The sequence below is a fragment of the Kineococcus mangrovi genome, assembly GCF_041320705.1.
Classification (GTDB): domain Bacteria; phylum Actinomycetota; class Actinomycetes; order Actinomycetales; family Kineococcaceae; genus Kineococcus; species Kineococcus mangrovi.
Map to the genome: position 1 here is coordinate 122,027 of NZ_JBGGTQ010000009.1, position 22,877 is coordinate 144,903.

Sequence of the window (22,877 nt, forward strand, 5' to 3'; positions counted from 1 at the left end):
CATCGGCGAACACGGCCCCGCAGGACTACGTGACGCCCCGCGCAGCGGCCGCCCGCGTCTGTACGACGACGACGCCGTCCGCGACCTGCTCACCTTGGCCACCGAAGCCCGCCCCGCCGTCAACGCCCTATGGACCCACGCCGAACTGGCCGACCGCATGGGTGAGCTGAACTGGGGTGTCACCGCCTCCTGGGTCAGCCGCACCCTTGCCGGCCTGTCGTTGAAGGTCCACCAGATCCGCGGCTGGCTGCACCGCCGCCCCGACCCCGACTTCGGCGCGAAAGTCGCTGCCGTACAGAAGGTCATCACCGGCGCCGGCAAGGACTCGCACCCGGTGCTCAGCGTCGATGAGAAGACCGCCTTCTCCGTGCGCACCCCGATCTGCCCCGACACCCGCGACCGGCAGGGTCGGACCCGGCGCGAGTTCGAGTACGTGCGGGCCGGCACGATCTCCTGGTACGGCGTACAGGACATGGCCACCGGTGCGGTCCAGATGATCCCCGCGGCCGGGCCGATGGACTCCCCTGCCTTCACCGACCTGCTCGAGCAGCTCATCGAGGTGCACGGGCCGGTCTTCACCCTCGTCATGGACAACGGTTCGGCGCACACCAGCCGGCACACCCGCACCTGGCTGGGTGAACACCGGGACATCAGCGTCGTGCACACCCCGGTGCACGCCTCCTGGGTCAACCCGATCGAGTCCGTGTTCGGCATCTGCACCCGCCAGTTGCTGCGTCGGGCGGTGTTCACCAGCCGCCAGGACTGCAACGCCCGGGTCCAAGCCTGGGTCGCTCACCGCAACCGCACCAGGAGGCCGGTTACCTTCACTTGGCAGCCCTGCACGTGATCACGAACTTCTGCACGAGACCACTAGTGAGAAAGGCTCATTGCCAATATGCAGGTGATCGTCGCTCAGCTTGACCTCGCTCATCGGCATGAGAGCAAGATCATCGGGCAGTCATGACGCACACAACGCGGGATGACCGTGTGGTCGTCCGCCATGCTGAGTCGGTGCGAGCAAGCCTGGCCGATCAGCAGTGGGACGCCGTGGAGTCTGGGCAGCTGACCACCCCGGCCGGTCAGCTGTTCACCCGCGGCTCCAGCCGCATCAGGCGTCGAGACGCGGACGTCCTCATCGCAGCCGGCATCCCACTGGTCCTGTACTGGTACGGCGGGCAGCAGCTGGACTACTTCGACGGCTCCGATGCGGTGCAGCAGTGGCAGGCCGCGCGGTCAGCCGTGACGAGTCAGACGCCGCAACTCGGTGGCGAGGTCGTCTGGACCGGCGGCCGTTGGGTCGGCGATGACGGCCAGGAGCTGCTGGTGCTCACCGGACAGTGCTGAGCGCGCTGAGCCGCAGCATCGCAGTGTCACGCGCACCGCGGGATGACCGTGAAGTCGTCCGGACCTCGCCGCACGAGAAGGCATCCTGACGCAGTGCCCACGCTAACGATCAAGACTGGCCTCACGCGCTGGCGCATGGGCATGACCTCCTGGCGCGGGGGAGGCTTGGACTACTACCTCGATGGTCAGCCCGTCGGATCCCACAACGTGACTGTCTACCGCCCAATCCGCTTGCCCATCGCTGCCGGGGAGCACCTGATGGAGGTGCGTCAGACGGGGACGCGGGATGGGTACACGGTGACGGCGCGGCTGTCTTTCGTCGTGCCGGACGGAGTCCAGCGGGTGATCGTGCAGGCGCGGCCGGCGCGCCGGTGGTGGGTCTCGTCGACCAACGTCATCGGCGACATCAAGATCAGCTTTCGCCCGCGAGCGTGATCGCGCGCACAAGCGGGATGACCGTGCGCCCGCGCACCGTGGAGTGACCGCGGCTACGGACGGCGTCTCCGAGCTACCAGCCCAATGATCAGCGCTACGACGATGACGATGAGCAGGAGGACGACGATCTCGCCAGCGTTGAACCCGAACATGCCATCAAGCTAAACGCTGGGGCTTGGTTCGGGGTCGGCTCAGACCCGGCCATCGACATGTGCGTGAAGTCCGACCATGCGGACGGCGCCATAGTGATTCGTTCTGCGAGTCGGATCAGGCCGGACGGAGACCCATAGGGGTCTTGTCGTAGGGACGTCCCCCTGGTGCGCTACTCGGGCTTGGTGTCCCAGCGCAGAAGGAGGACGTCGTGAACAACCGTAGCCAGATCTCTCATGGTGACAAGAGCCGCAACACCCGCCTGGGACGCCTGCGGGATCTCGTCCCGGTGACCAGCGCCATCGTCGGCATCGACCTGGCCGACGCTAAGCAGATGGTCGTGGTCTGCGATCACGACTCCCGCGTCCTGGCCCGCAAGACCTTCCGCGTCCGGGCCTGGGACCTCGGTGCGGCGCTGGACTGGGCCGGGCAGAAAGCAGCGACCGCCGGCTTCGCGGGCGTGACGGTGGCCTGTGAGCCGACCGGGCATCGGTGGCGGATCCTGGGCCAGCTGGCCGCGGAGCGGGACATGGCCTTCGTCTGCGTGCAGCCGCTGATCTCGGCCTGGGCCAGGCGCGGGGAGGACCTGACGACGGACAAGACCGATGAGAAGGACGCGGTGATCATCGCCCGCCTGACCGCGCAGCTGCGCTGCTACGTCCCCGAGGTCGTGGATGAGACGTGGGGCCGACTGCGTCACCTCGGAGCCCGCCGGGAACGACTGGTGGTCGAGCTGACCGCGCAGGTCCAGCAGATGCGGGATCTGTTGGAGTGCGTCTGGCCGGCGGCGTTGACCGCGGCGAACTACCCGTTCCGCTCGACGACGTGGGCGGCGACCATGACGGTCATCCTCGACCGCGACGGCGGGGACTTCACCCGCACCAAGCGGTTGGGCCTGGATCGGTTGGAGAACCTGGTTCGCAAGGAGGTGATCCGTTGGGGTGCTGAGAAACCGGGGCTGCGGATCACCCGGAACCTCTTCGCTGCCCTGGATGATCGGGCTGGGGTCATCGCCCACCGCCGCGGGGCGTTGGAACGGGTGGAGTTCCTCCTGGCGGACTGGCTGGAGACCCGCCGACGTCGCCTTGAGGTCGAGCAGCGCATGGTCGCAGTCCTCGACGGGTTGGAGCTGACCGAACTGGTCACCTCGATCCCGGGCTTGAGCGCCATCGGGGCGGCGACGATCCTGGCCGAGACCGGTGATCCACACCGGTTCAGCTCCGCGCGGGCACTGGTCAAACACGCCGGCCTCGCTCCGCGCGAGCGTTCCTCGGGGACGTTCGTGGGCCGGACGAAGGTGACCGGCCAGGGCCGGCCGGGATTGCGGTTGGCGGCTTGGCGCGGGATCTGGGGAACGCTGCGTGTCAACCCTGTTCACGCTGCCCGCTACACGCATCTGACGACGCGGGGGCACAACCGGCTCAAACCCACCCAAGCCCAGGCTGCGGTCGCGGCGGCGTTGTTGCGGCAGTTGCACGCGGTGATCGTCACTGGCCGGTCCTGGGATCCCGACGTCGCCACCTTCGGCTCGCGTCGGCGTCCGGTGGAGGTCGCCGCCTGAGGACCTGACCGGGGAAGTCCAGTCGCCGCTGGGGGACTCAGCGCGCCACGTTCTGCATCACCCGCTGGTGGGGCGAGCTCCTCTCGCCATCGAGGCCGAATCTTGGACCTCGCCGCACATCTTGAGCAGCCCCGCCCGTCGTCTCTTCAACCCGATCACACGCTGCTGGGCGCGAGCCCCGTCATCGCTATGCAGGGCACCGACGATGAGTAGGGCACTCCGCCAGGACTTGACGCAGAACGTCTCACGCTGATGTGCGTGAAGTCCGACCATGCGGGTGGCGCCATGATCGCGGGGCCGGCTCAGGACGGTGGCGAGTCCAACCCCGACGACCGCCCGCGCCTCCGAATCTCAGGACGATCACCTGTAACCGGCGACCGGCTGGAGACACTGGCAGCAGTGTGAGCAGCTACCAGCCGGAGGCGGTCATGGACGCGGAGAGCCGCTTCACCGCGCTCTACCAGGCCCACTACGGCCGCGTCCTGGCGTACGCCCGCCGCCGCGTGGACGAGGAGACCGCCCGGGACGTCACCGCGGAGACCTTCGCCGTGGCCTGGCGCCGGCTGGAGGAGCCCACCGTCTCCAGCACTCTGTCGCTCGCCTCGGCGCAGTTGCCGTGGCTGTACGCCACCGCCCGCCGGGTCCTGGCCAACCAGCTGCGCCGCGACCATCACCGCCACCACCTCGACCTCACGGCCCTGGCCGCCGCGGCCGCCGGTGTCCCGGTCCTCACCGATCCCGCCGCCGGGGTCGTCGAGCGCGACGCCGTCCTACGGGCCCTGGCCCGCTTGACCCCCCGTGACCAGGAGGTCCTGCAGCTGAGCACCTGGGAAGAGCTGGACCCGACGACCGGGGCCGCGGTCCTCGGCTGCTCACCGACCGCGTTCAAGGTGCGGCTGCACCGGGCCCGGCGCCGGCTGCAGGTGGCGTTGCAACGCGACGACGAACTCGACCACCGCAGCGGTGCGCGCGTTCACGACGTCCAGCCACGGGCTTCACGCCCTGTGGTGCCACCAGGACCTGCGACGGTCTCCGGCGGTCCCGACCGCCGGACGTCGCGTTCCACGACCACTCAGGAGCCCCAGTGAGCACCGATGACCGCCGTCGTCCCGTCTCATCGGCTCAGGCGCTGCAGGAGTTGCGCCGGGCCAACCCGGTGCCGGCGGCCGACGTGGTCGACGCCCGCACCGATCTGCGCGCCAGCTACGACCTGGACCGCATCCTCATCGGTGACATCACCCCCGACGACCTCGACGTCGCCCGCCTCGAGGAGTTCTCGCCCCAGAACCCCGGGGCCCGCCACCTGCCCGGCGCGCGGGACGACTCGGGCACCTCGGTGACCACGCTGCGCCCGCGCCGGGACCCCCGCACCCCCGCGGGGGTGGGCCGGCCCCCGTGGAGGCGCTCAGGCCCACGCCTGGCCGCCGCCGCGGTCGCGGTCGCGGTCGCGATCACCGTCGGCGTCGGCATCGCCCAGCCGGGCTCCGCGCCCGTCGCGCGGGCCGAAACCCCACCGGCCCTGGTCATCGATGCACCGGCCGCGAGGACGTCGGGCACCGGCACCCTGCAGCAGATGGCGCAGCTCGCCGCCGCGCAGCCGGCTCTGCCGGCGGCCAAGTGGCGCTACTTCTGCAGCATCGACTACAGCACCGTCACCTCCTACTACCGCAACGACAACGGTGAGGACGTCACCGCCGTCCAGGTCGTCCCGGGTCGCAGCGAGGTGTGGCTGGCCGCCGACGGCGCCGCGCACCGGCGGATGGTCAGTGCCGGGGGGTCGAAGGCGTGGAGCAGTGACGGCACGATCGACCCCAGCCTCATCGACCCCGCCGGCACCACCACCGATGACGTCACCTACGCCGGGCAGGACAGTGCCCAGGACCTGCCCACCGACCCCGTCGCGTTGAAGGCGCAACTGGACCGGGAGGAGCCGGCCCCCGAGGGCGGGAAGGTCTCCGGCTACCTCAGCGACCTGTACAACCGTTTCAGCGCGGGTCTGCCCACTCCGGCGCAGCAGGCCGCGATCTGGCAGGTGCTGGCCGACACCGACGACCTCGACTACCTGGGCACGACCACCGACCGCGCCGGCCGGGCGGCGCTGGTCGTCTCCTACGACACCACCGGCACCATCGCCGGGCAGAAGCGCTACCAGCTCCTGATCGACCCCGGCACCGGTCTGCTGCTGGCTCATGAGGAGATCGCCTTGAAGACCTCCGCGATGTGGGCCCAACAGGCGCCGGCGGTGATGGGCGGCACCACCTGGCTGGCGGCCGCGTCCGCGGACAGCCTCGACGTCCCACCGGCGACGGGGACCATCCCACGCGGATGAGGCCCGCGAGTCAGGCCTACTGGTGTGGTTCGCAGCTGAGTGGGGCGCGCAGGCACGATCGTGACGTCGTCGACGTCCTGGTCAGCGGGATGACCGTGCGCTCCGCGCACACCGCGGCGTGTCAGTGTGGTCGCGCGGTGCGCGGCGTGACCACACGTCGCCCAGAGGCGTTCAGACGCTGGGCGTTTGCCCGGTGATCGGCCACAGGTCCAGCCGCACGACGAAGTCCGGCAACGCCTCCTGCCAGGCCAACAGGTCCTGCACCAGCGAGCCGGGCAGATGCAGCCGCTCGAGGTAGCCACGTCCGAGGCAGGCACCGACCCCGACCCACAGGGGGTGGGAGCGAGGTGATCGCTGTGAGCACCAGTGATCCGACCTGTTCGTCCACGGCGGGCACCACGGGGCCCACGGTGTCAGGTCCGGGCTCGGGAGGCGCTTGCGGCGCCCGCGCGACCGTCCGCGGATCGGTCACTCGTTCACTGGACCCGCGACGTCGAAGGCGACCCGCCGGCAGTCAGGCACGCCTTCCCACCCGCAGATCCGAGGAGCCCCGTTCCTGGGGCAGTTCCGCGCTGCGGTCGTCGTCACGGTGGTCGGGGTCGTGGCCCAGCTCGTCGTCGGCACCACCGCGGGGTACGGGTTCGCCCGCACGCGCTTCCGCGGTGGCGACGTGCTGCTGGGGCTCGTCCTGTCGGTGCTCGTGGTCCCTTCCCAGGTCCACCGCTGGCGCAGCACCGGATCGTCCAGGCCCTCGGGCTGCTCGACGGCCTCGGCGGGCTGGGGCTGCCCGGGTCCTCCAGCGCGTTCGGCACCTCCCTGGTGCGCCCCACCCTGAGCGTCCTGGCCACCACCTCGACGTCGTGCTGTCGGTGGGGCCGGCCACCCTCGTCAGCGACCGCACGACGGACGACCCCGTCGTCGTGGCCGCCAGCCTGCTGGCGAAGGCACCGGTCCTGGCCCCCTTTGTGCTCCTGCAGCGGCGGGTCGTGGACGGGCCGGCCGGCTCAGGGCTGAAGTGGGCGGCCGGTGCGGGCGCCCGTAGGCTGCCTTCGTGAGTGGGGGTCTGCAGGGCGTGCTCGTGGCGCTCGACGTCGACGGGACCGTGGTCGACCTGGACGAGTCGTTGTCCGACCGCGTGCGCGAGGCGGTGGGCCGGGTTGCCGCCGGTGGGGCCCACGTCGTCGTCGCGACGGGACGTTCGCTGCACGGGACGCTGCCGGTCCTGCAGCGGCTGGGCCTGCGCGAGGGGTTCGCGGTGTGCTCCAACGGGGCCGTCACCGTCCAGCTCGACCCCGCCGCCGAGGACGGCTACCGCGTGGTGTCCCTGCACACGTTCGACCCCTCCGGGGTCGCCGGGGTGCTGCGCGAGCAGTTGCCCGCCGGGTTGTTCGCGGTGGAGGTCCTGGGGCGCGGCTACAAGCTGACGGCCCCCTTCCCCGACGGGGAGCTCACGGGGGAGATGCACGTCGTCCCCTTCGACGACCTGTTCGCCGAACCCGTCCTGCGCGTCATCATCCGCAGCCCCGAGCACACCTCCGCGGAGTTCTCCCGCCTCGTCGACGAGATCGGCCTGCACGGCGTGGCCTACTCCGTGGGGTGGACCGCCTGGCTCGACCTCGCCCCGGACGGCGTGACGAAGGCCAGCGCGCTGGAGGAGGTCCGGTTGCGGCTCGACGTCGAGCCGGGCCGGACCCTCGCCGTCGGCGACGGCCGCAACGACGTCGAGATGCTGCGGTGGGCCGAGCGCGGGGTGGCCATGGGCAACGCCCCCGCCGAGGTGCAGGCGGTCGCGGACGAGGTCACCGGCACGGTCGGCGACGACGGTCTCGCCCAGGTGCTCGAGGAGCTCCTCGCCGCGGGGCCCACCGCCGCCTGACCCGCGGCCGCCCCGCCGCGGTCACCCGCCCGGGAGGGTCGAGCTGGGAAGGGTCGAGCTGGAACGGTCAAGCCCCGACCTCCACCGGCCGATGACTGCAGGGTTGGAAGAAACCGGCGCAGCAGCACAGGCGTCCCCGCCCACCAGGTGCCGCGGGACGGAGACGGGGATCCCATGTTCCGAGCGACCGTGGCACGGAGGGCGGCCGAGTCGACGGCGGGGCAGGTCCAGGCGGCCGAGGCCGACCTGGAGGCCGTGACCGACCTCGTGCAGGCCCTGCAGGAGGCCCGGACCCCCGAGGCGGCGGTCGAGACGGCGCTGAGCACCATCCGCGCCCGCTTCGGCTGGGCCTACGGCTCGTTCTGGCGGCTGGAGCACCGTGCCGGTGCCGAACCCGTCCTCGTGTTCGCCCAGGACAGCGGCCAGGCGGGGGAGGACTTCCGGCGCGTGACGCTGTCGGCGTCCTTCGCGGAGGGGGTCGGGTTGTCGGGGCGGGCGTGGCGCCAGCGCGACCTCGTCCACGTCGCCGACCTCGGTGAGCTCACCGACTGCGTCCGCGCCCCCGTCGCCCAGCGCGCCGGGATCCGTTCGGGGATCTGCTTCCCCGTCCTCGAGGCCGGTGCCGTCGTCGGGACGATGGACTTCTTCACCACCGAGCGCGTCACGCTGTCCCCGGGCCGCTCCGCGGTGCTGCGGACGGTGGCCACGCTGGTGTCCACGACGCTGGCCCGGCTGGCCGAGGCGGTCCGCCAGGAGAAGGCGGCCCAGGACGTCGCCGCGGTGTCCACCCTCATCCACGAGCTGACCGCCGCCACGAGCGAGGAGCACGCCCTCCGGGTGGCGCTCGACACGATCCGCGCCGACTTCGACTGGCAGTACGGCTCGTTCTGGCGGCTGGACGAGACCGGCCCGGTGTCGGGTCACGTCCTGCGCTTCGAGCTGGAGTCCGGCGACGCCGGCCCGGAGTTCCGGCAGGTGACGTTGCAGGCGTCGTTCGCCAAGGGCGTCGGGCTGTCGGGCCGCACGTGGGCCCGGCAGGACCTGGTGTTCGTCGAGGACCTCGGGGAGATGACCGACTGCGTGCGCGCACCCGTGGCGCAGCGGGCCGGGGTGAAGTCGGGTGTCTGCCTGCCCGTCGTCGTCGGTGGCCGGGTCGTGGGGACGATGGACTTCTTCGCCACCCGCACCCTCGTGATGTCCGACAGCCGGAGCGCCGCGCTGCGCAACACCGCCTTCCTCGTCGGTCAGGTCATGGAGCGCTTCGCCGCGGCCGGCCGGCTGGCCCACGCCGGGGGCGAACTGCTCTCCTCCATCGAGGAGGTCGAGCGCAACGTCGTGGTCGCGACCGGCGTCGCCGCGCACGGCGAGGCGCTGGCCGCGGAGGCCAACGCGGAGGTCGCCGCGCTGGAGGAGGCCTCGGCGGAGATCAACGACGTCGTCCGCGCGATCCAGTCGATCGCCGCGCAGACGAAGCTGCTCGCGCTCAACGCGACGATCGAGGCGGCCCGCGCGGGGGAGGCCGGGCGGGGTTTCGCGATCGTCGCCGAGGAGGTCAAGGAACTGTCCGGGGAGACCGAGCGCGCCACGAGCAGCGTCGGCAGCCGGGTCGCGACCATCCAGGCGCGGGTGGGGGCGGTGACGTCGTCCCTGGCGCAGATCAGCACCGCCGTGGAGGAGATCAACCAGACGCAGTCCGTCATCGGCGGTGTGCTGACCGAGCAGTTCGCGGTGACCCGCGACATCCTCGGGTGACGTCGACCTGACGGCCCGTCCCCCCGCCCCCCTCCGGGAGGAGGGGGGCGGGCGCGCAGGGACCGCACCTTCGGCGGGTGGGATCCCCGCGGCACGTCCGGGACCGTGGTGACCGGTGCCGCCCGGTCGGCCCGCACCTCGGGGGAGGTGGGTCGTCGGGCGGTGAGGTCGGGGACGGCGAGGTCGGGGGCGCCGGTCCCGGGTGCCGGACGGCGGCGAGCGCGCCGCGCCAGGGGGACGAGCGCGTCCGGTGCCCGGACCGCGCCACCCGGGGCCCGCCGCACGGGTGCGAGGATGGGACGGTGACTCCCGAGGTGCCCGCGCTGGACGACGTCGACCGCGGACGGGAGGCCACGGGCGGGGCCACCGCCGAACGCGACTTCGCGCAGGGCTGGGCGCTGGTGGCGACCGACCTCGACGGCACGGTGATCCCCCGCGAGCGCCCCGTCAGCCCCCGCACCCTCGCGGCCTTCGCCGCCTGCGACGCGGCCGGGATCCCCGTCGTCCCCGTCACGGGCCGGCCGCCGCGGTGGGTCACGCCGCTCGCCGACGAGGCGGGCCTGCGCGGGCAGGTCGTCTGCGCCAACGGCGCCGTCGTCTACGACCTCGACGCCGGCGAGGTCGTCCTGGAGCACCCCATCGCCCCCGACGTGCTGCGCGAGGTCGTGGCCCGGCTGCGGCCCGTGCTGCCCGGCATCGGGTTCGCCCTCGAGGCCGTCGTCGGCTTCCGCCGCGAGCCGGAGTACGCGACCCGGTTCGACAGCGGGCTGGAGCAGCGGGTCGCCGCCTTCGACGAGCTCGTCGTTGACGCGCCTCCGGTGGTCAAGATCCTCGCCAAGTGCCCCGGCGTGCTGAGCGACGAGATGGTGGCGGTCGCGCACCGCGAGCTGGGTGGCCTGGTGAACGTGACGCACTCCAACGCCGCCGACTCCCTCGTGGAGATCATGGCCGCCGGGGTCAGCAAGGCGACGACGCTCGCCGAGGTCGCCGCGGGCCGGGGGGTGGGGGCCGGGCAGGTCGTCGCCTTCGGCGACATGCCGAACGACCTGGAGATGCTGCGGTGGGCCGGGCGGTCCTACGCCATGGCCGACGGCCACCCCGACGCCCTGGTGGCGGCCGACGACGTGGCGCCGAACTGCGCCGACGACGGTGTGGCGCAGGTCCTGGAGCGGCTGCTCAGCTGGCGCGGGCGCTGATCCCGCCGACGCCGCGCACGACGACCCGGACACCCCCGACCCGTTCGGGCAGCTCCGGGTGGTCCTGGTCGTCGACGACGTTGACCTTGACGGCCCAGTCCGGGCCGACGTGCGTCAGGCCCACGCCGTTGACGCGCGGGTCCCCGCCGATGAGGTCCTGCACGTGCGACTTGGCGGCGCGTGCAGCGTCTCGGTCGCTCACTACCGGCTCCCTGGTCCGTCCGCCGCGACCGCCGGAGGACCGGGGGCCGCGCGTGCTCAGACGACCAGTGTGGCACCGAGCGCGGTGAGCACAAGGCCGATCGGGTTGCAGAACGTCAGACCGGCACCGTCCGGGCCACCGCGCTCGCTGCCCGCGAAGAGGAGCCCGACGGCCTGGCGGGTGTCCGGCCGGTAGACGAGCGAGCCCGAGTCCCCGCCGGCGGAGAACGCTCCGGCGTCGCCCGTCACCTCGATCTGACCGTCGAAGCCGACGACCCCCACGGGGTACTGCACGGCCACGTCGTCGAGCTCGATGGCGCTGATCCGGCCCGTCGTCCAGCCCGTGGTGCGGCCGACCTTCTCGACGGCGACCTCGTCGTCCGGTTCGGTCCACCCCGTCAGCCGGCCCGCGGGGTAGGACGGGTCGACGTCGGCGAGCGCGTCGGCGAGGTCACCCTCGAGCAGCGCGAGCGCCGCGTCGACGGCGTTGCCGCCGCCGGCCCCCAGCGGGACGGCCCGGGCGAGACGGCCCACCCGGTCGGCGGCCCGGCCGCCGTCGTGGGGTCCCGGCTGCAGGACCGGGTCCCCCAGGGCGGCCTGGTCGGAGTTCGCGAGGACGTGGTTGTTCGACAGCACGTACAGCCCGTCCGACCCCTCGACCCTGACGAACCCGCCGAGGGTGCCTGCGGTGACGTCCCGCTGGGCGATCGACAGCCCGGGGTGCAGCGGACGGGTCCTGCGCTGCAACGACTCCGGTGCCCACGTCCCGGGTTCGGTGGGGGCGCTGAGGGCCGTCACCATCCCGATCTCGCGGATGTCGACCTCGTCCCCGGCCGTGCCCGAGGCCAGGGCGCGCGCGCTGTCGGCGAGGACTTCGCCGCGGTTGCCGGAGTGGCGGATCGCGAGGCCGTACCGGGGCCCGGTCGCGCCGCCGGTGCCCGCGCGCGGCAGGACGCTGATGCCGACGCTCGCCACGCCCGTGGGCGCCTCGAGCGAGGAGGCCCGCACGACGCCCGAGAGCAGCCGGGTCTTCAGTTCACGAGCGTTGTCGATGTGCACGAGACGGTCCCCCTGGTCGTGTCGTCCGCTGTCACCACCGGTGGTCGACCGGGATGAGCACACGGTGGCACCGACCTCCGACACGAGCCGCCCGACCGGAGGCGGGCCGGCTGCTCACCGGCGCCGCCGGGGCCGCGCACGCCGGCCCCCCACCCGGCGGGCTCCCCCGCAGCGTCGCGCGGGGCCCGCGGGAACGGTCGGCCTTGCCTCCCGGCACCGGGTCGCGAAAGGCTCCCGGGATGATCGACACCCCCGACCGCGCGATGGTGCAGCGGCTGCTCGGCCTGGACCCGGCCCCGACGTACCGGCCGCTGGAGGTCCGGCGCCGCCCGGCGCCCCCGCCGCCGGGGGCGGACGACGTCCGCTGCGAGCACGTCGTCCTCCTCACCGCCGACGGGGAGGTCCCGTGCTGGCTGCTCACCCCCGGACGTCCCCGCGGCGTCGCGGTCCTCGCCCTGCACCAGCACGGCGGGGAGTTCGACCGCGGCAAGAGCGAGGTCGCCGGGATCGCCGGTGCACCGCACCTGGCCTACGGCCTGCGGCTGGCGCAGGCCGGTGCCGTGGTGCTCGCCCCCGACCTGGTGGGTTTCGAGGAACGTCAGCGGGGGTGGACGGCCGACGCGAGCGCCGACGAGGACCTCGACGCCTTCCACCGCATCGCCGCAGGCGGGTGCCTGCAGGCCCAGCACACCCGCGACGTCGCCGTGGCGACGTCCTGGCTGCGGGAGGAGGCCGGGGCGGGTTCCCGGCTCGGCGTCGTCGGGCACTCCCTGGGGGGTCAGGTGGCGTTGTTCGCGATGGCGTTCGACCCGCGGCTGACGAGCGGGGTCGTCAGCTGCGGCGCGGGGACGGTCGCCTCGCTCGTGCGTGAGCGCATCCCCCACAACCCGTCCTGGTTCGTGCCCGGGCTCCTCGCGGCGGGCGACCTGACCGCGGTGGCGGCCACCCTGCGCGAACAGCGGGTGCTGCTCACCGCGGGGCGGACCGACCACCTCTTCACCGACGACGGGGTCCGGGACGTCGTCGCCGGTTTCGCCCCGGGTGTCTGCACGCCCCTGTTCTTCGACGGCGGCCACGAACTGCCCGACGACGTCACCCGGGCCGCCGTGGAGTTCCTCCTGGCGGGGTGAACCCGGGGGGTTTCAGCCCCCCGTGGTCAGTTCACCGAGGACGACCTGCGCGGTCTGCTGCTGCCCGTCGCGGACGTACCGGACGTCGACGGACGACCCGACGGACTCCCCGGCGAGTACCGCGGACAACTGCGCGGTCGAGGTCACGTCCGTACCCGCCACGGCGGTGATGACGTCCCCCGCGCGCAGGCCCGCGGTGGCGGCCGGTCCGTCGGGGGCCACGTCGACGACCCCCACGCCGGCCGGCCGGCCGGACGCGTCGGCGACGGTCGTGACGCTCACCCCGAGCGCGGCGCGGTTGGAGTCCACGACCTCGCCGTCGTTCTGGATGAGCTGCTCGGCGATGTTCTTGGCGTCGTTGGACGGGATCGCGAACCCGATGCCGGGGGCGGCCCCGCCGAGCTGCTGGTCGGTCGCGGCGAGGGTCGGGATGCCGACGACCTGCCCCTGCAGGTCGACGAGCGCGCCCCCGCTGTTGCCGGGGTTGATCGAGGCCGACGTCTGGATGGTGCCCGGCAGCGTGGCGCCCGGGGAACCCTGCTCGGCGGGTTCGGTGACGGTGCGGCCGACGGCCGAGACGATCCCGTCGGTGACGCTGCTCGACAGCCCCAGGGGGTTCCCCATCGCCAGCACGATGGCCCCGACGTCCACGGTGCTGGAGTCCGCGAAGGTGGCGGGCCGCAGGTCCGGCGCCCCCTGGACGTTGATGACCGCGATGTCGTTGGGCTGGTAGGTGCCCACCAGGGTCGCGGGGTAGGACCTCGCGGAGTTGGCGAACTGCACCTGGAACCGCGTGGCCGACCCGACGACGTGGGCGTTGGTGACGATGTTGCCCTGGTCGTCGAAGACCACGCCGCTGCCCAGGCCGCTGTCCGTCCGGATCTCGACGACGGAGGGCAGCACGGAGGTGATGACCTGCTGGTAGGCGTCCTGCAACTGCACGGCCGGGGCGACCGCGGCCGCCGAGGCGGTCGAGGCCGGGGAACTGCTGCCGGGGTCGTCGGTCGGGGAGTCCTGCCCGGTGCACGAGGCCAGCAGGACCGGGGTGAGCAGGAGCGGTGCGGCGAGTTTCCACGGCGTCCGGCGGCGGTGGGTCGTGGTGGTGGTCATGGTGTCCTCCTGGTGCGGGGTGTCGTCGTCGTTCTCCGGTGCCGGTGCGTCCAGCGGGTCCGTCACACCGCCTCCTCGATGCGGCGGCTGACGCCGACCGCCGCGCTCGCCCCGCCGCACGATCTGCACGACCCGGTCCGCCGGTGGTGCCCGCGGCCGTCGACGGGCACGGCTGCCGCACAGGCGCAGGAGAGGGGCGGGCAGGACCGGGCCGCGACGGTGAGCCAGGTGGGGGGCACGGCGTTCCTCCTCGGTTCTCGGGGTGAACGCTAGGAACGGTTGTCGTGCTGCGCACTCTGAACATCGTGCAAGGATCGAGCGGTGCCCCGCCGCGGGGCCGGGGGAGGGACGGCAGGGGTGGACGACACCGCGCGGGCCACGGTGGACGCCTCGCGCGCGCTCGTGGGGGTCGCGGTGCGGTCGATGGCGCAGGCCCTGGAGGAGGTGACGCTGACGCAGTACCGGACGCTCCTGCTCGTGGTGACCCACGGTCCGCTGCGCAGCGGTCTGCTGGCCGAGCACGTCGGGGTGCACGCCTCGAGCTTCACGCGACTGGCCGACCGGCTCGTCCAGGACGGCTGGGCCACCCGGCAGGAGAACGCGGCGAACCGCCGCGAGGTGCTGCTGGCGCCGACCGAGTCCGGGCGGCGGCTCGTCGAGGACGTGATGCGCCGGCGCGAGCAGGAGGTCGCCCGGATCCTGGCGGCGCTGCCGGCGGGGCGGCGGCGCGTCGTGGAACAGGGCATGCGGGCCTTCGCCGGCGCGGCGGACGAGGTCGCCGGTCCGGGGGACGACCCCGGGGGGCCGGTGATCTGACCCCCCGCCCGTAGCGTGGGGTTCCCGACCGGAGGAGCGTCCCGTGTTCCTGCTCGTCACGATCGTGTGCGTCGCCCTGGGGTACGCCTACGCCTGGCTGATCGAGCGCCGCTTCGACCTGCGGGACGCGCGGCGGTGGCTGTTCCTGGCGCCGGTCTGGGTGACCGTCGCGGTGGTGCTGCTCGCCGGCGCCCGGGGTGCGGGGGTGCAGGGCCTGCAGTCCTTCGCGTTCGCGACCCTCGTGAGCACCGTCTTCGACGTCGTGGGCCGCGCGAGGCGTCGCCGACGCCGTCCCGGTGTGCGCTGACGTCACGCGTCCGGGCGGGTGCCGACGTCTCTCCTCGACGTCGACGAGCCAGCCGCCCGGGTTTCGGAGCGAGCGGCCCGTTCTCCCCGGGCCCGTCCCCGTCCGAGGCGTCGAGGAGACCCGTGACCGGCCCGGACGCCGCGACCTGCGCCGTCCGCGCCCCTCGACCTCCGGCTTCCCGGCGAGGAGCCGGAGGTCTCGACCCCAGGACGTGGCATTCTGCGGACGTGCTCGACCCCGAGGACGACCGCCCGGGCGCCGCTGGCGGTGCACGTCGGCTGCTGCTGCTGACGGCCGGCTCCCGCGGTGACGTCGAACCCTTCCTCGCGCTGGCGCGGGAAGCTTCCCGCCGTGGCCACGAGGTGGTGCTGGCCGCCACCAGGAGCATGACGTCCGGGCTCGGACCCCAACCCTTCGAGGTCCGGGTCCTCGACGGTGACCTCGGTGACCTGATCGCCACCCGAGGCGTCTCGCCCGTCGCCGCGCTGCGGTCGTGGCGCACCACCGTCCACCCGGCGTTGCGGGGGTTGCTGTCGACGGCGCTGCGAACGGCCCTGGACGTGCGACCGGACGTCGTCGTCGCCCACCCCAAGGTGGTCTCGGCCCCCCTGGCCGCAGCGGTGCTCGACGTCCCCCACGTCGTCGTGGAAACCGCACCCACCCTCACGCCGACCGGTGACTTCCCCGCCGCGGGCATCGCCTCCCGCGACCTGGGCCGGGGGGTGAACCGCTTGACCTACCGCGTCACCGCAGGCGCGGTAGCCGCGCTCGGCCCGGACCTGCGGCGCCTGCGCGCTGTCCACGGCTTCCCGCGGACAGCGCCCCTGCCTTCCCCCGCCGCGGTGCTCTGCCCGGTCAGCCCGGTCCTCGTCCCCCGCCCCCTGGACTGGCCGGACACCGCACACCTGACCGGGTCGTGGCAGGACACCACGGCTGCCCGCCCGGACGCGGAGGTCGAGGACTTCCTCGCCGGGGCCCACGACGACCGCGTCCCGATCGTCGTGGCCGGGTTCGGTTCCATGGCGACGGGGACCGCAGCGGCTCGGGAACGCAGCCGGGTGGTGATCGCCGGGGCTCGTGCCGGCGGTGCTCGCGTGTTGATCGTGACGGGCTGGGGCGGTGTGGACGCTGACGCGGCACGAACGGCGGCAGGAGCCGGCCAGGACGTGCTCGTCCGGTCCTCCGTCCCGCACTCGACGGTGTTCCCCCGAGTCGACGTCGTCGTGCACCACGGGGGAGCCGGCACCGTCCACGCTGTCGCTCGTGCCGGCGCCGTCTCGGTCGTGGTCCCCTTCATCGCCGACCAGCCGTGGTGGGCTGCACGCTTGCACCGCTACGGGCTGAGCCCTGCTCCCGTGCCGGCGCGGAAGCTGGACGTGGCCCGACTGGCGGACCGGCTCGGGGCCGCAGCCGGGTACCGGCGAGCGGCGATCGCGACGGCTGGCGCCATGGCCGGCGAGCAGGGAACGAGCACCGCGGTCGACGTCCTCGAAGGACTCCGCTGACCGACGCCCCCGAGGTCCGGGGTCGTCACGGGGTGCGCCGACGGCGCCGGGAACGCCTGACGGACAGCCACCGTGAGACGAGCGGGGGGATGCGGACGATCGCGACGGTGTAGACGGCGAAGGCCACCGCGGTGCGGCCACTCACCCAGCCCAGCAGGCAGCACGCCAGGGCGAGCGGCGCAGCTCCCAGGAGGGTCGCCGCCCACACCGTCGCGCCCTGGCGACCCGAGCGAGGTTCTCGTGTCGCTTCGTCGTCAGGGGTTGCCAGACCCAGGGCGATCACGGCTCGCTGGAGGCGTCCCCGCCTGGGGTTCATCGCGACACCCCAGGACGGAGCACGGGTCGTTGCGACGGTTCGCCGTTCCCCGGGCCGAAGACGCCGCCGCGGACGGTGCTGGGGTGGCGGACTCGCGTGGAGGTGTTCGCCGGGCGGTTAGAGTCCTCGCGCCGGTCCGGTGCTGCATCGACCGGTCGAACTCGCCCACCACCGCGTCGACGGAGACCACGTCATGCCCCGCGCCCCCCAGGACACCCTCGACTTCCTCACCGGCTACTTCGCCGCCATGGAAGCCAAGGACCTCACCGCCCTGCGCGGCTACTACGCCCCCGACATCACCCTCACCTTCGCCAACGCCCCGACCGTGCACGGTCGTGACGTCGTCCTCGCGCAGATGAGCACCCTCCTCGACAAGGTCACCACGCTGGCCCACCCCCTCATCAACGTCTGGCAGGAGGAGGACGGTGTGGTCGTCTTCGAGGTCGCCAGCGTCTGGCGGTTCCCCGACGGCGTCGAGGAGACCATCAACGCGTGCTCGATCTTCACGATCGCCGAGGGCCGGTTCACCGACCAGCGCATCTACGTCGACAACAGCCCCATCGACACCTACCTGGCCTGACCGGGGCCCGTGGCCGCCGCCGCTCCCCGTGCACGGTGCTCGCCCGGCCGGACCACCGCGGTACCCGAGCCCCCGGAGCAGGGGCGTGCCCGCTGCTCAGCGCAGGTCGGCCAGCGTCTCGGCCTTGACGACGGCACGTTCCACCGCGGCCAGCAGACCGGGGTCGACCGGGTCACCGTCCGCGCCCGCGACCCGCACCATCGCCGCGGCCTCGGCGACCTGCGCGCAGGCGGTGGCGGTCCGGGTCAGCCGGCGGTGGATCTCCGGGTGCTCGCCGTCGGGGCCGCCGGGCACGAGGAGGTCGCCGGCCGAGGGCGCCACCTCCTGAGCCCGCAGGCACTGGGCGCGGACGGCGCGGGCCACGAGGTCGACCCGGGGCAGGAACTCCTCCAGCGCCGCGCGGGCGGGCCCGGGCGGGGTGCCGCCCACCACCATCTCCACGCGCCGGACGGCGCGGTCGGCGGCGTGCGCGGCGCGCGCCCAGACCCCCTCACCGAGCGGGTCCGGGGTGCGCCGCCAGAACGCGAGCTTCAGAGGTACTGCCCCGTCCCGCCGGGGTGCACGCGCGGCATCCCGTCACCGCCCCCGGGACGTCCCTGCGGACCGGTCGCGGTCATCCCGCCGGGCAGGGCGCGCCGCATCTCCTGCAACTGCGCCTGCGCCGCCATCTGCTGGGCCACCAGAGCCGTCTGGATGCCGTGGAACAACCCTTCGAGCCAGCCGACGAGCTGGGCCTGGGCGATGCGCAGCTCGCTCTCCGACGGGGTCTGGCCCTCGGCGAACGGCAGCGCGATCCGCCGCAGCTCCTCGACGAGATCGGTGGACAGACCGTCCTCGAGCTCGCTGAGGGAGCGCTCGTGGATCTCGGCGAGCCGGTTGCGCCCCGCCTCGTCCAGCGGAGCGGACCGCACCTCCTCCAGCAGCTGCTTGACCATGCTGCCGATCCGCATGACCTTCGCCGGCTGGGAGACCATGTCCGCCGGGCCGGGCTCGCCGTCCTCCGGCGGTTCGGCGATGCCCATGCCCTGCGGCGTCACGACGACGACGCGGGGGTCCGGGCCCTCGCCGGTCTCGCGCGGGGCGTCGGGCGGGGTCGGGTCCTCGGGGAAGGCGTGGGTCTGCTCGGACATGCCCCCATCCTGCCCTCAGGCCCTGCCGCGCACCTCTCGCGGCAGGGCCTGGGCCGCGGTGAGAACGGTCAGGGCCACGACGGCCCCGGCGACGAGGTAGGACGTGGTGAGGGGGGCGCCGCCGGCGTAGACCACCACGAGCGCGGCGGCCGCGGCCCCCGGCACGACGAGCGCGAGCCGGACCAGGGCGGCACGTCGCCGCTCACCGCGGTGCGGCACCACCTGCACGAGGCAGAGGACGATCGAGCCGACCAGGGCCGAGGCGAGGACGTCGCTGACCCGGTGCCAGCCGTCGGCGATGACGAAGGCGCCCATCGCCCCCGCGGCCACCGCCCCCGCGAGCGCCAGCGGCAGGCGCAGCCAGCGGGGCCCGGCGACGAGGAGCCCCAGGGCCAGGCCGAGCACCGCGGACGTGTGCCCGCTCGGCAGGCTGTTGGCCGCCGAACCGTGCTCGAGCAGGTTCGGGCGTTCCAGCAGGACCAGCTTGAGCAGCTCCGTCAGCCCCAGCGTCCCGGCCGCGACGACGACACCCCTCACGGCCGCGCCGAAGCGCCCGCGCACGAGGCCCACGAGCCCGACGACGGCCACCCCGAGGACGAGGTGCTGCGGCTGCAACCGGTCGACGAGGTCGAACGCGGTCCGCAACCACCCCGTCTCCGAACCGCGGTTCTCCAGCGCCAGGGAGTGCAGCCGGTTCTCCTCGCGCTGGCCCGGAGCCGTCCGCACGCACACGACGTACAGGACGCCGAGCGCCACGAGCTGCCCCCAGGCGGCCCCCAGCGCCACCGGGGACCAGCTGCGCCCGGTGGACGCGGATCGCGGGGGGCTCCAGGGCTGGGGCGCGGCTGTGGTGCTCACCCCACCACTCTGCGGCACGCGCGCACCCCGTGCGCACCTCGGCGCGTGCAGGGAACGTGATGTTCCCGTGCACCGCCGGTCCCCCCTCAGCGGGAGGCGTGCTCCAGCGCGTCGAGCTCGTCGGCCGTCAGCTCCAGGTCCATCGAGGCCAGCAGCGGGGCGAGCTGCTCGACGGTGCGGGCGCTCGCGATGGGGGCGAGCACGGTCGGCCGGGACCGCAGCCAGGCCAGGGCCACCGCGGCGACGTCGACGCCGTGGGCGGCGGCGGCCTCGTCGAGCGCCCCCAGCACCCGCGGCCCGCGGGGGGAGTCGAGGTAGGAGGAGGCCTTCGCCTGCCGCTGCGACTCAGCGAGCCGGCCGGGGCGGTACTTGCCGGTGAGGAAACCCGACGCGAGGGAGGAGTACGGCAGCGAGGCGAGCCCGTTGGCCTGCGCGACGGGCAGCGCGTCGCGCTCGTACTCCTCGCGCTCGAGGAGGTTGTAGTGGTTCTGCACCGCGACGTAGCTGGCGAAGCCCTCGCGCCGGGAGGTCTCCAGCGCCTCGGTGAGACGTGAGCCCGTGTAGTTCGAGGCGCCGATCGCGCGGACCTTGCCGGCGGTGACGAGCTCGTCGAACGCGCCGAGCGTCTCGGCCAGCGGGGTGTCGCGGTCGTCCTCGTGCGCCCAGTACAGGTCGATGCGGTCGGTCTGCAGGCGCTGCAGCGACTCGTCGACGGCCCGGCGGACGTTCTCGGCGCCCAGACCGGCGCGGTCGGCCTTCTTGGCGACCTTGGTGGCGATGACGACCTGGTCGCGCTTGCCGGACTTCGCCAGCCAGGTGCCGATGATCGTCTCGGAGATCCCGGCGCCGCCGTCGGACCACGCCGAGTACACGTCGGCGGTGTCGATGAAGTCGCCGCCGCCCTCGACGAAGGCGTCGAGGACGGCGTGCGAGGTGGGTTCGTCGGCCGTCCAGCCGAAGACGTTGCCGCCCAGGTTCAGCGGACGGACGTCGAGTTCAGAGGTGCCGATGCGTGTCATGCCGTCAGGCAACCACGACCCGGCGCCGCCGACACCCGGACGGGACGGTCTCAGAAGTCGGTGCTGGTGCTCAGCTCCCGCCACACGTTGACCTCCGAGCGGCGCTGCTCCAGCACGCCCTCGATGGCCGACAGCGCGTCGGAACCCAGGAACACCGCCGACGGCGGGTTCTCCGCCTCGGCCAGCGCGATCATCGCCTCGGCGGCCTTCGCCGGGTCGCCCGGCTGGGTCCCGTGGGCGGTGTCGTTCTCGATGCGCCGCGGGCCGGCCGTGTCGGCGTAGTCGGCGATGGGTTCGGGCGACTGCGTCAGCGAGCGACCTGCGAAGTCGGTCCGGAACCCGCCGGGCGCGACGATCGTGACGGAGATGCCCAGGGGCGCCAGTTCGGTGCGCAGCGAGCGGGACACCGCCTCCAGCGCCGCCTTGGCCGCGGCGTAGTAGCCGGACCCGGGCGGGCAGACGTGCGCACCGATCGAGGAGACGTTGAGCACCGTGCCGCTGCGGCGCTCGCGCATCCCCGGCAGGACGGCCTTCAGGACGGAGGTGGCGCCGAAGACGTGGGTGGCGAACAGCTTCTCGACGTCCGCGTCCACCCCCTCCTCGACGGCGGCGCGGTAGCCGTAGCCGGCGTTGTTGACGACGACGTCGATGCCGCCGAAGCGTTCCTCGGCCCGGCGGACGGCCTCGGTGACCTGCTCGGGGGAGGTGACGTCCAGGGACAGGGCGAGGGCGGTGTCGGGGTGGCCGGCCGCGATGTCCTCGACCCTGGAGGCGTCGCGGGCGGTGACGACGGCGCGGTGGCCGCGGGCGAGGACGGCTTCGGCCAGCGAGCGACCCAGGCCGGTCGAGCAGCCGGTGATGAACCAGGTGGACATGACCGCACCCTGTCACCTGACGCCGCCCCTGTCTGCCCGGGACCGCCGCGGACCCGTCGGGTAGAACGGTGGGGTGACCACGCTCACCGAGGGCGGCAACGCCCCGCTCACCGGTTCGTCCCTGCAGGTGCGCGTCGAGGGGCCGGTCGACGTCACCGCTCTCGTCGTGAACCCCGACGGCAAGGTCGGCGGTGACGCCGACATGGTGTTCTTCAACCAGCCGTCCGCACCGGGGGTGCGGCTGGACGGGCGGGCGCTCGCGCTCGACCTCGATGCGTTGCGCCCGGGGGCCGACCGGGTCGTCGTCGTGGCCAGCCCCGAGGCCGAGGGGGCGACGTTCGCCGGCGCGCGGGTGCGGCTGAGCGTCGAGGACGGGTCCTCGACGCTGGAGTTCACGCCGTCCCGGCTCGGTGCCGAGACGGTCGTCGTGCTCGCCGAGGTCTACCGGCGGGGCGGGGCGTGGAAGGTGCGCGCCGTGGGACAGGGGTACGACGACGGTCTCGCGGGCCTGGCGACCGACTTCGGGGTCGACGTCGACGAACCCGTCGACGAACCGGCCGCCGAACCCGCCCCCGTGCCCCCCGCGGTGAACTTCACCAAGGGCGAGGAGAAGCTGCCCGTCGACATGCGCAAGGCGCTGAACCTGCGCAAGCAGCAGGTCGCGCTCGTCCTCACCAAGCACCGCATGACGGGGCTGCGGTGCCGGGTCGTCGTCGTCCTCGACGTCTCCGGCAGCACCAGTTCCCTCTACCGCAGGGGCGTGTTCTCCCGGGCCGTGGAACGGGTCGCGCCCGTGGCCGCGCAGGTCGACGACGGCGCCGAGATGCAGGCGTGGGCGATGGGTGGGCGCGCGCAGCGGTTGGAGGACATCACCATCGGGGACCTCCCGACGTGGCTGCAGACGTACACCGCCAAGCGGTACACCGGGGCCGAGGGCTGGAACAACGAGAAGGCCGTCATCGAGGACGTCGCCCGCTACGTCGCCCGCGAACCCCTCGACATCCCCACCCTGGTGCTGTTCTTCCACGACGGCGGGGTCACGGACGACAAGGGCACGGAGAGAGCGTTGCGCGCCGTGGAGCGCGAGCCGGTGTTCTGGCAGTTCATCGGCATCGGCCGCAGCGACTACGGCATCCTCGAGAAGCTCGACACCCTCACGGGTCGCCGGCACGACAACACGGGGTTCTTCGCCCTCGACGACCTCGACACCGTGAGCGACGAGGAGCTGTACGACCGGATCCTGCAGGAGTTCCCGAGCTGGGTGCGGTCGTACTACCCCTCCGGGGCCCCGGCGCTGCAGGGCCTGTCCTGACGTGCCTGCCCTCGTC

At 73.3% G+C, this 22,877-nt stretch carries 25 protein-coding genes; 16 read left to right on the forward strand and 9 right to left on the reverse strand.

The window, feature by feature from the left end; translation table 11 throughout:
* Position 1: 1 nt before the first annotated feature.
* The 10 genes from AB2L28_RS17785 to AB2L28_RS17830 all read left to right on the forward strand — a co-directional run bounded on the left by AB2L28_RS17785 (position 2) and on the right by AB2L28_RS17830 (position 10,643).
* Complete coding sequence (locus AB2L28_RS17785) at positions 2 to 847, forward strand: IS630 family transposase (RefSeq protein WP_370720415.1); 846 nt, start codon at positions 2 to 4, stop codon at positions 845 to 847.
* A gap of 113 nt (positions 848 to 960) precedes the next feature.
* A complete protein-coding gene (locus AB2L28_RS17790) occupies positions 961 to 1,344 on the forward strand; it encodes a hypothetical protein (protein ID WP_370720323.1) in 384 nt (127 codons plus the stop codon).
* A gap of 93 nt (positions 1,345 to 1,437) precedes the next feature.
* A complete protein-coding gene (locus tag AB2L28_RS17795; protein ID WP_370720324.1) occupies positions 1,438 to 1,779 on the forward strand; it encodes a hypothetical protein in 342 nt (113 codons plus the stop codon).
* Between the two features lie 361 nt (positions 1,780 to 2,140).
* Complete coding sequence (locus AB2L28_RS17800; RefSeq protein ID WP_370720325.1) at positions 2,141 to 3,490, forward strand: IS110 family RNA-guided transposase; 1,350 nt, start codon at positions 2,141 to 2,143, stop codon at positions 3,488 to 3,490.
* A gap of 401 nt (positions 3,491 to 3,891) precedes the next feature.
* Positions 3,892 to 4,578 carry an RNA polymerase sigma factor gene (locus AB2L28_RS17805; protein ID WP_370720326.1) on the forward strand — a complete coding sequence of 229 codons (687 nt, stop codon included), beginning with the start codon at positions 3,892 to 3,894 and terminating at the stop codon, positions 4,576 to 4,578.
* Complete coding sequence (locus tag AB2L28_RS17810) at positions 4,575 to 5,819, forward strand: CU044_5270 family protein (RefSeq protein ID WP_370720327.1); 1,245 nt, start codon at positions 4,575 to 4,577, stop codon at positions 5,817 to 5,819. The genes AB2L28_RS17805 and AB2L28_RS17810 overlap by 4 nt, the downstream gene beginning before the upstream one ends.
* 860 nt (positions 5,820 to 6,679) lie before the next feature.
* Positions 6,680 to 6,874 carry a hypothetical protein gene (locus AB2L28_RS17815; protein WP_370720328.1) on the forward strand — a complete coding sequence of 65 codons (195 nt, stop codon included), beginning with the start codon at positions 6,680 to 6,682 and terminating at the stop codon, positions 6,872 to 6,874.
* Entirely contained in the window at positions 6,871 to 7,695 is an 825-nt protein-coding gene (locus tag AB2L28_RS17820) for an HAD family hydrolase (RefSeq protein ID WP_370720329.1), read from the forward strand. The genes AB2L28_RS17815 and AB2L28_RS17820 overlap by 4 nt, the downstream gene beginning before the upstream one ends.
* A 174-nt stretch (positions 7,696 to 7,869) precedes the next feature.
* Positions 7,870 to 9,447: a GAF domain-containing protein gene (locus AB2L28_RS17825; protein ID WP_370720330.1), complete on the forward strand. Its 1,578-nt coding sequence runs from the start codon at positions 7,870 to 7,872 to the stop codon at positions 9,445 to 9,447.
* 302 nt (positions 9,448 to 9,749) lie between these two features.
* Positions 9,750 to 10,643 (forward strand): HAD family hydrolase, encoded by an 894-nt coding sequence (locus tag AB2L28_RS17830; protein ID WP_370720331.1) that lies wholly within the window; start codon positions 9,750 to 9,752, stop codon positions 10,641 to 10,643.
* Here AB2L28_RS17830 and AB2L28_RS17835 read toward each other — a convergent pair.
* Complete coding sequence (locus AB2L28_RS17835; protein WP_370720332.1) at positions 10,624 to 10,845, reverse strand: hypothetical protein; 222 nt, start codon at positions 10,843 to 10,845, stop codon at positions 10,624 to 10,626. The two genes, AB2L28_RS17830 and AB2L28_RS17835, sit on opposite strands and share 20 nt — an antisense overlap.
* A 56-nt stretch (positions 10,846 to 10,901) precedes the next feature.
* Positions 10,902 to 11,903 (reverse strand): chymotrypsin family serine protease, encoded by a 1,002-nt coding sequence (locus AB2L28_RS17840; RefSeq protein WP_370720333.1) that lies wholly within the window; start codon positions 11,901 to 11,903, stop codon positions 10,902 to 10,904.
* A gap of 239 nt (positions 11,904 to 12,142) precedes the next feature.
* Here AB2L28_RS17840 and AB2L28_RS17845 point away from each other — a divergent pair, with 239 nt between their 5' ends.
* On the forward strand, positions 12,143 to 13,033 hold the full coding sequence (locus AB2L28_RS17845; protein ID WP_370720334.1) for an alpha/beta hydrolase family protein: 891 nt from the start codon (positions 12,143 to 12,145) through the stop codon (positions 13,031 to 13,033).
* A 12-nt stretch (positions 13,034 to 13,045) separates the two neighbouring features.
* Here AB2L28_RS17845 and AB2L28_RS17850 read toward each other — a convergent pair whose 3' ends face one another.
* The gene (locus AB2L28_RS17850; RefSeq protein WP_370720335.1) at positions 13,046 to 14,209 is read right to left on the reverse strand and encodes a S1C family serine protease; all 1,164 of its coding nucleotides are present in this window, start codon (positions 14,207 to 14,209) and stop codon (positions 13,046 to 13,048) included.
* Positions 14,210 to 14,500: 291 nt separating this feature from the next.
* On the opposite strand from AB2L28_RS17850, the gene AB2L28_RS17855 reads away from it, so the two are divergent.
* The 3 genes from AB2L28_RS17855 to AB2L28_RS17865 all read left to right on the forward strand — a co-directional run bounded on the left by AB2L28_RS17855 (position 14,501) and on the right by AB2L28_RS17865 (position 16,771).
* Positions 14,501 to 14,959 (forward strand): MarR family winged helix-turn-helix transcriptional regulator, encoded by a 459-nt coding sequence (locus AB2L28_RS17855; protein ID WP_370720336.1) that lies wholly within the window; start codon positions 14,501 to 14,503, stop codon positions 14,957 to 14,959.
* A 43-nt stretch (positions 14,960 to 15,002) separates the two neighbouring features.
* Positions 15,003 to 15,266: a hypothetical protein gene (locus AB2L28_RS17860; protein ID WP_370720337.1), complete on the forward strand. Its 264-nt coding sequence runs from the start codon at positions 15,003 to 15,005 to the stop codon at positions 15,264 to 15,266.
* A gap of 227 nt (positions 15,267 to 15,493) precedes the next feature.
* Positions 15,494 to 16,771 carry a glycosyltransferase gene (locus AB2L28_RS17865; RefSeq protein WP_370720338.1) on the forward strand — a complete coding sequence of 426 codons (1,278 nt, stop codon included), beginning with the start codon at positions 15,494 to 15,496 and terminating at the stop codon, positions 16,769 to 16,771.
* A gap of 25 nt (positions 16,772 to 16,796) precedes the next feature.
* Here AB2L28_RS17865 and AB2L28_RS17870 read toward each other — a convergent pair whose 3' ends face one another.
* On the reverse strand, positions 16,797 to 16,979 hold the full coding sequence (locus AB2L28_RS17870; protein ID WP_370720339.1) for a hypothetical protein: 183 nt from the start codon (positions 16,977 to 16,979) through the stop codon (positions 16,797 to 16,799).
* Positions 16,980 to 17,280: 301 nt separating this feature from the next.
* Between AB2L28_RS17870 and AB2L28_RS17875 the strand changes: the two genes are divergently transcribed.
* A complete protein-coding gene (locus AB2L28_RS17875; protein ID WP_370720340.1) occupies positions 17,281 to 17,667 on the forward strand; it encodes a nuclear transport factor 2 family protein in 387 nt (128 codons plus the stop codon).
* Between the two features lie 96 nt (positions 17,668 to 17,763).
* Here AB2L28_RS17875 and AB2L28_RS17880 read toward each other — a convergent pair whose 3' ends face one another.
* From AB2L28_RS17880 to AB2L28_RS17900, 5 genes are all read right to left on the reverse strand, one after another.
* On the reverse strand, positions 17,764 to 18,096 hold the full coding sequence (locus AB2L28_RS17880; protein WP_370720341.1) for a hypothetical protein: 333 nt from the start codon (positions 18,094 to 18,096) through the stop codon (positions 17,764 to 17,766).
* 101 nt (positions 18,097 to 18,197) lie between these two features.
* Positions 18,198 to 18,797 (reverse strand): bacterial proteasome activator family protein, encoded by a 600-nt coding sequence (locus AB2L28_RS17885; protein WP_370720342.1) that lies wholly within the window; start codon positions 18,795 to 18,797, stop codon positions 18,198 to 18,200.
* Between the two features lie 15 nt (positions 18,798 to 18,812).
* Positions 18,813 to 19,655 carry a phosphatase PAP2 family protein gene (locus AB2L28_RS17890; protein ID WP_370720343.1) on the reverse strand — a complete coding sequence of 281 codons (843 nt, stop codon included), beginning with the start codon at positions 19,653 to 19,655 and terminating at the stop codon, positions 18,813 to 18,815.
* An 86-nt stretch (positions 19,656 to 19,741) separates the two neighbouring features.
* On the reverse strand, positions 19,742 to 20,674 hold the full coding sequence (locus tag AB2L28_RS17895) for an aldo/keto reductase (protein ID WP_370720344.1): 933 nt from the start codon (positions 20,672 to 20,674) through the stop codon (positions 19,742 to 19,744).
* Between the two features lie 50 nt (positions 20,675 to 20,724).
* Positions 20,725 to 21,549, reverse strand: coding sequence for an oxidoreductase (locus AB2L28_RS17900; RefSeq protein WP_370720345.1), 825 nt, complete (start codon positions 21,547 to 21,549; stop codon positions 20,725 to 20,727).
* 73 nt (positions 21,550 to 21,622) lie between these two features.
* Here AB2L28_RS17900 and AB2L28_RS17905 point away from each other — a divergent pair, with 73 nt between their 5' ends.
* The gene (locus tag AB2L28_RS17905; RefSeq protein WP_370720346.1) at positions 21,623 to 22,861 is read left to right on the forward strand and encodes a VWA domain-containing protein; all 1,239 of its coding nucleotides are present in this window, start codon (positions 21,623 to 21,625) and stop codon (positions 22,859 to 22,861) included.
* The last annotated feature ends 16 nt before the right edge of the window (positions 22,862 to 22,877 follow it).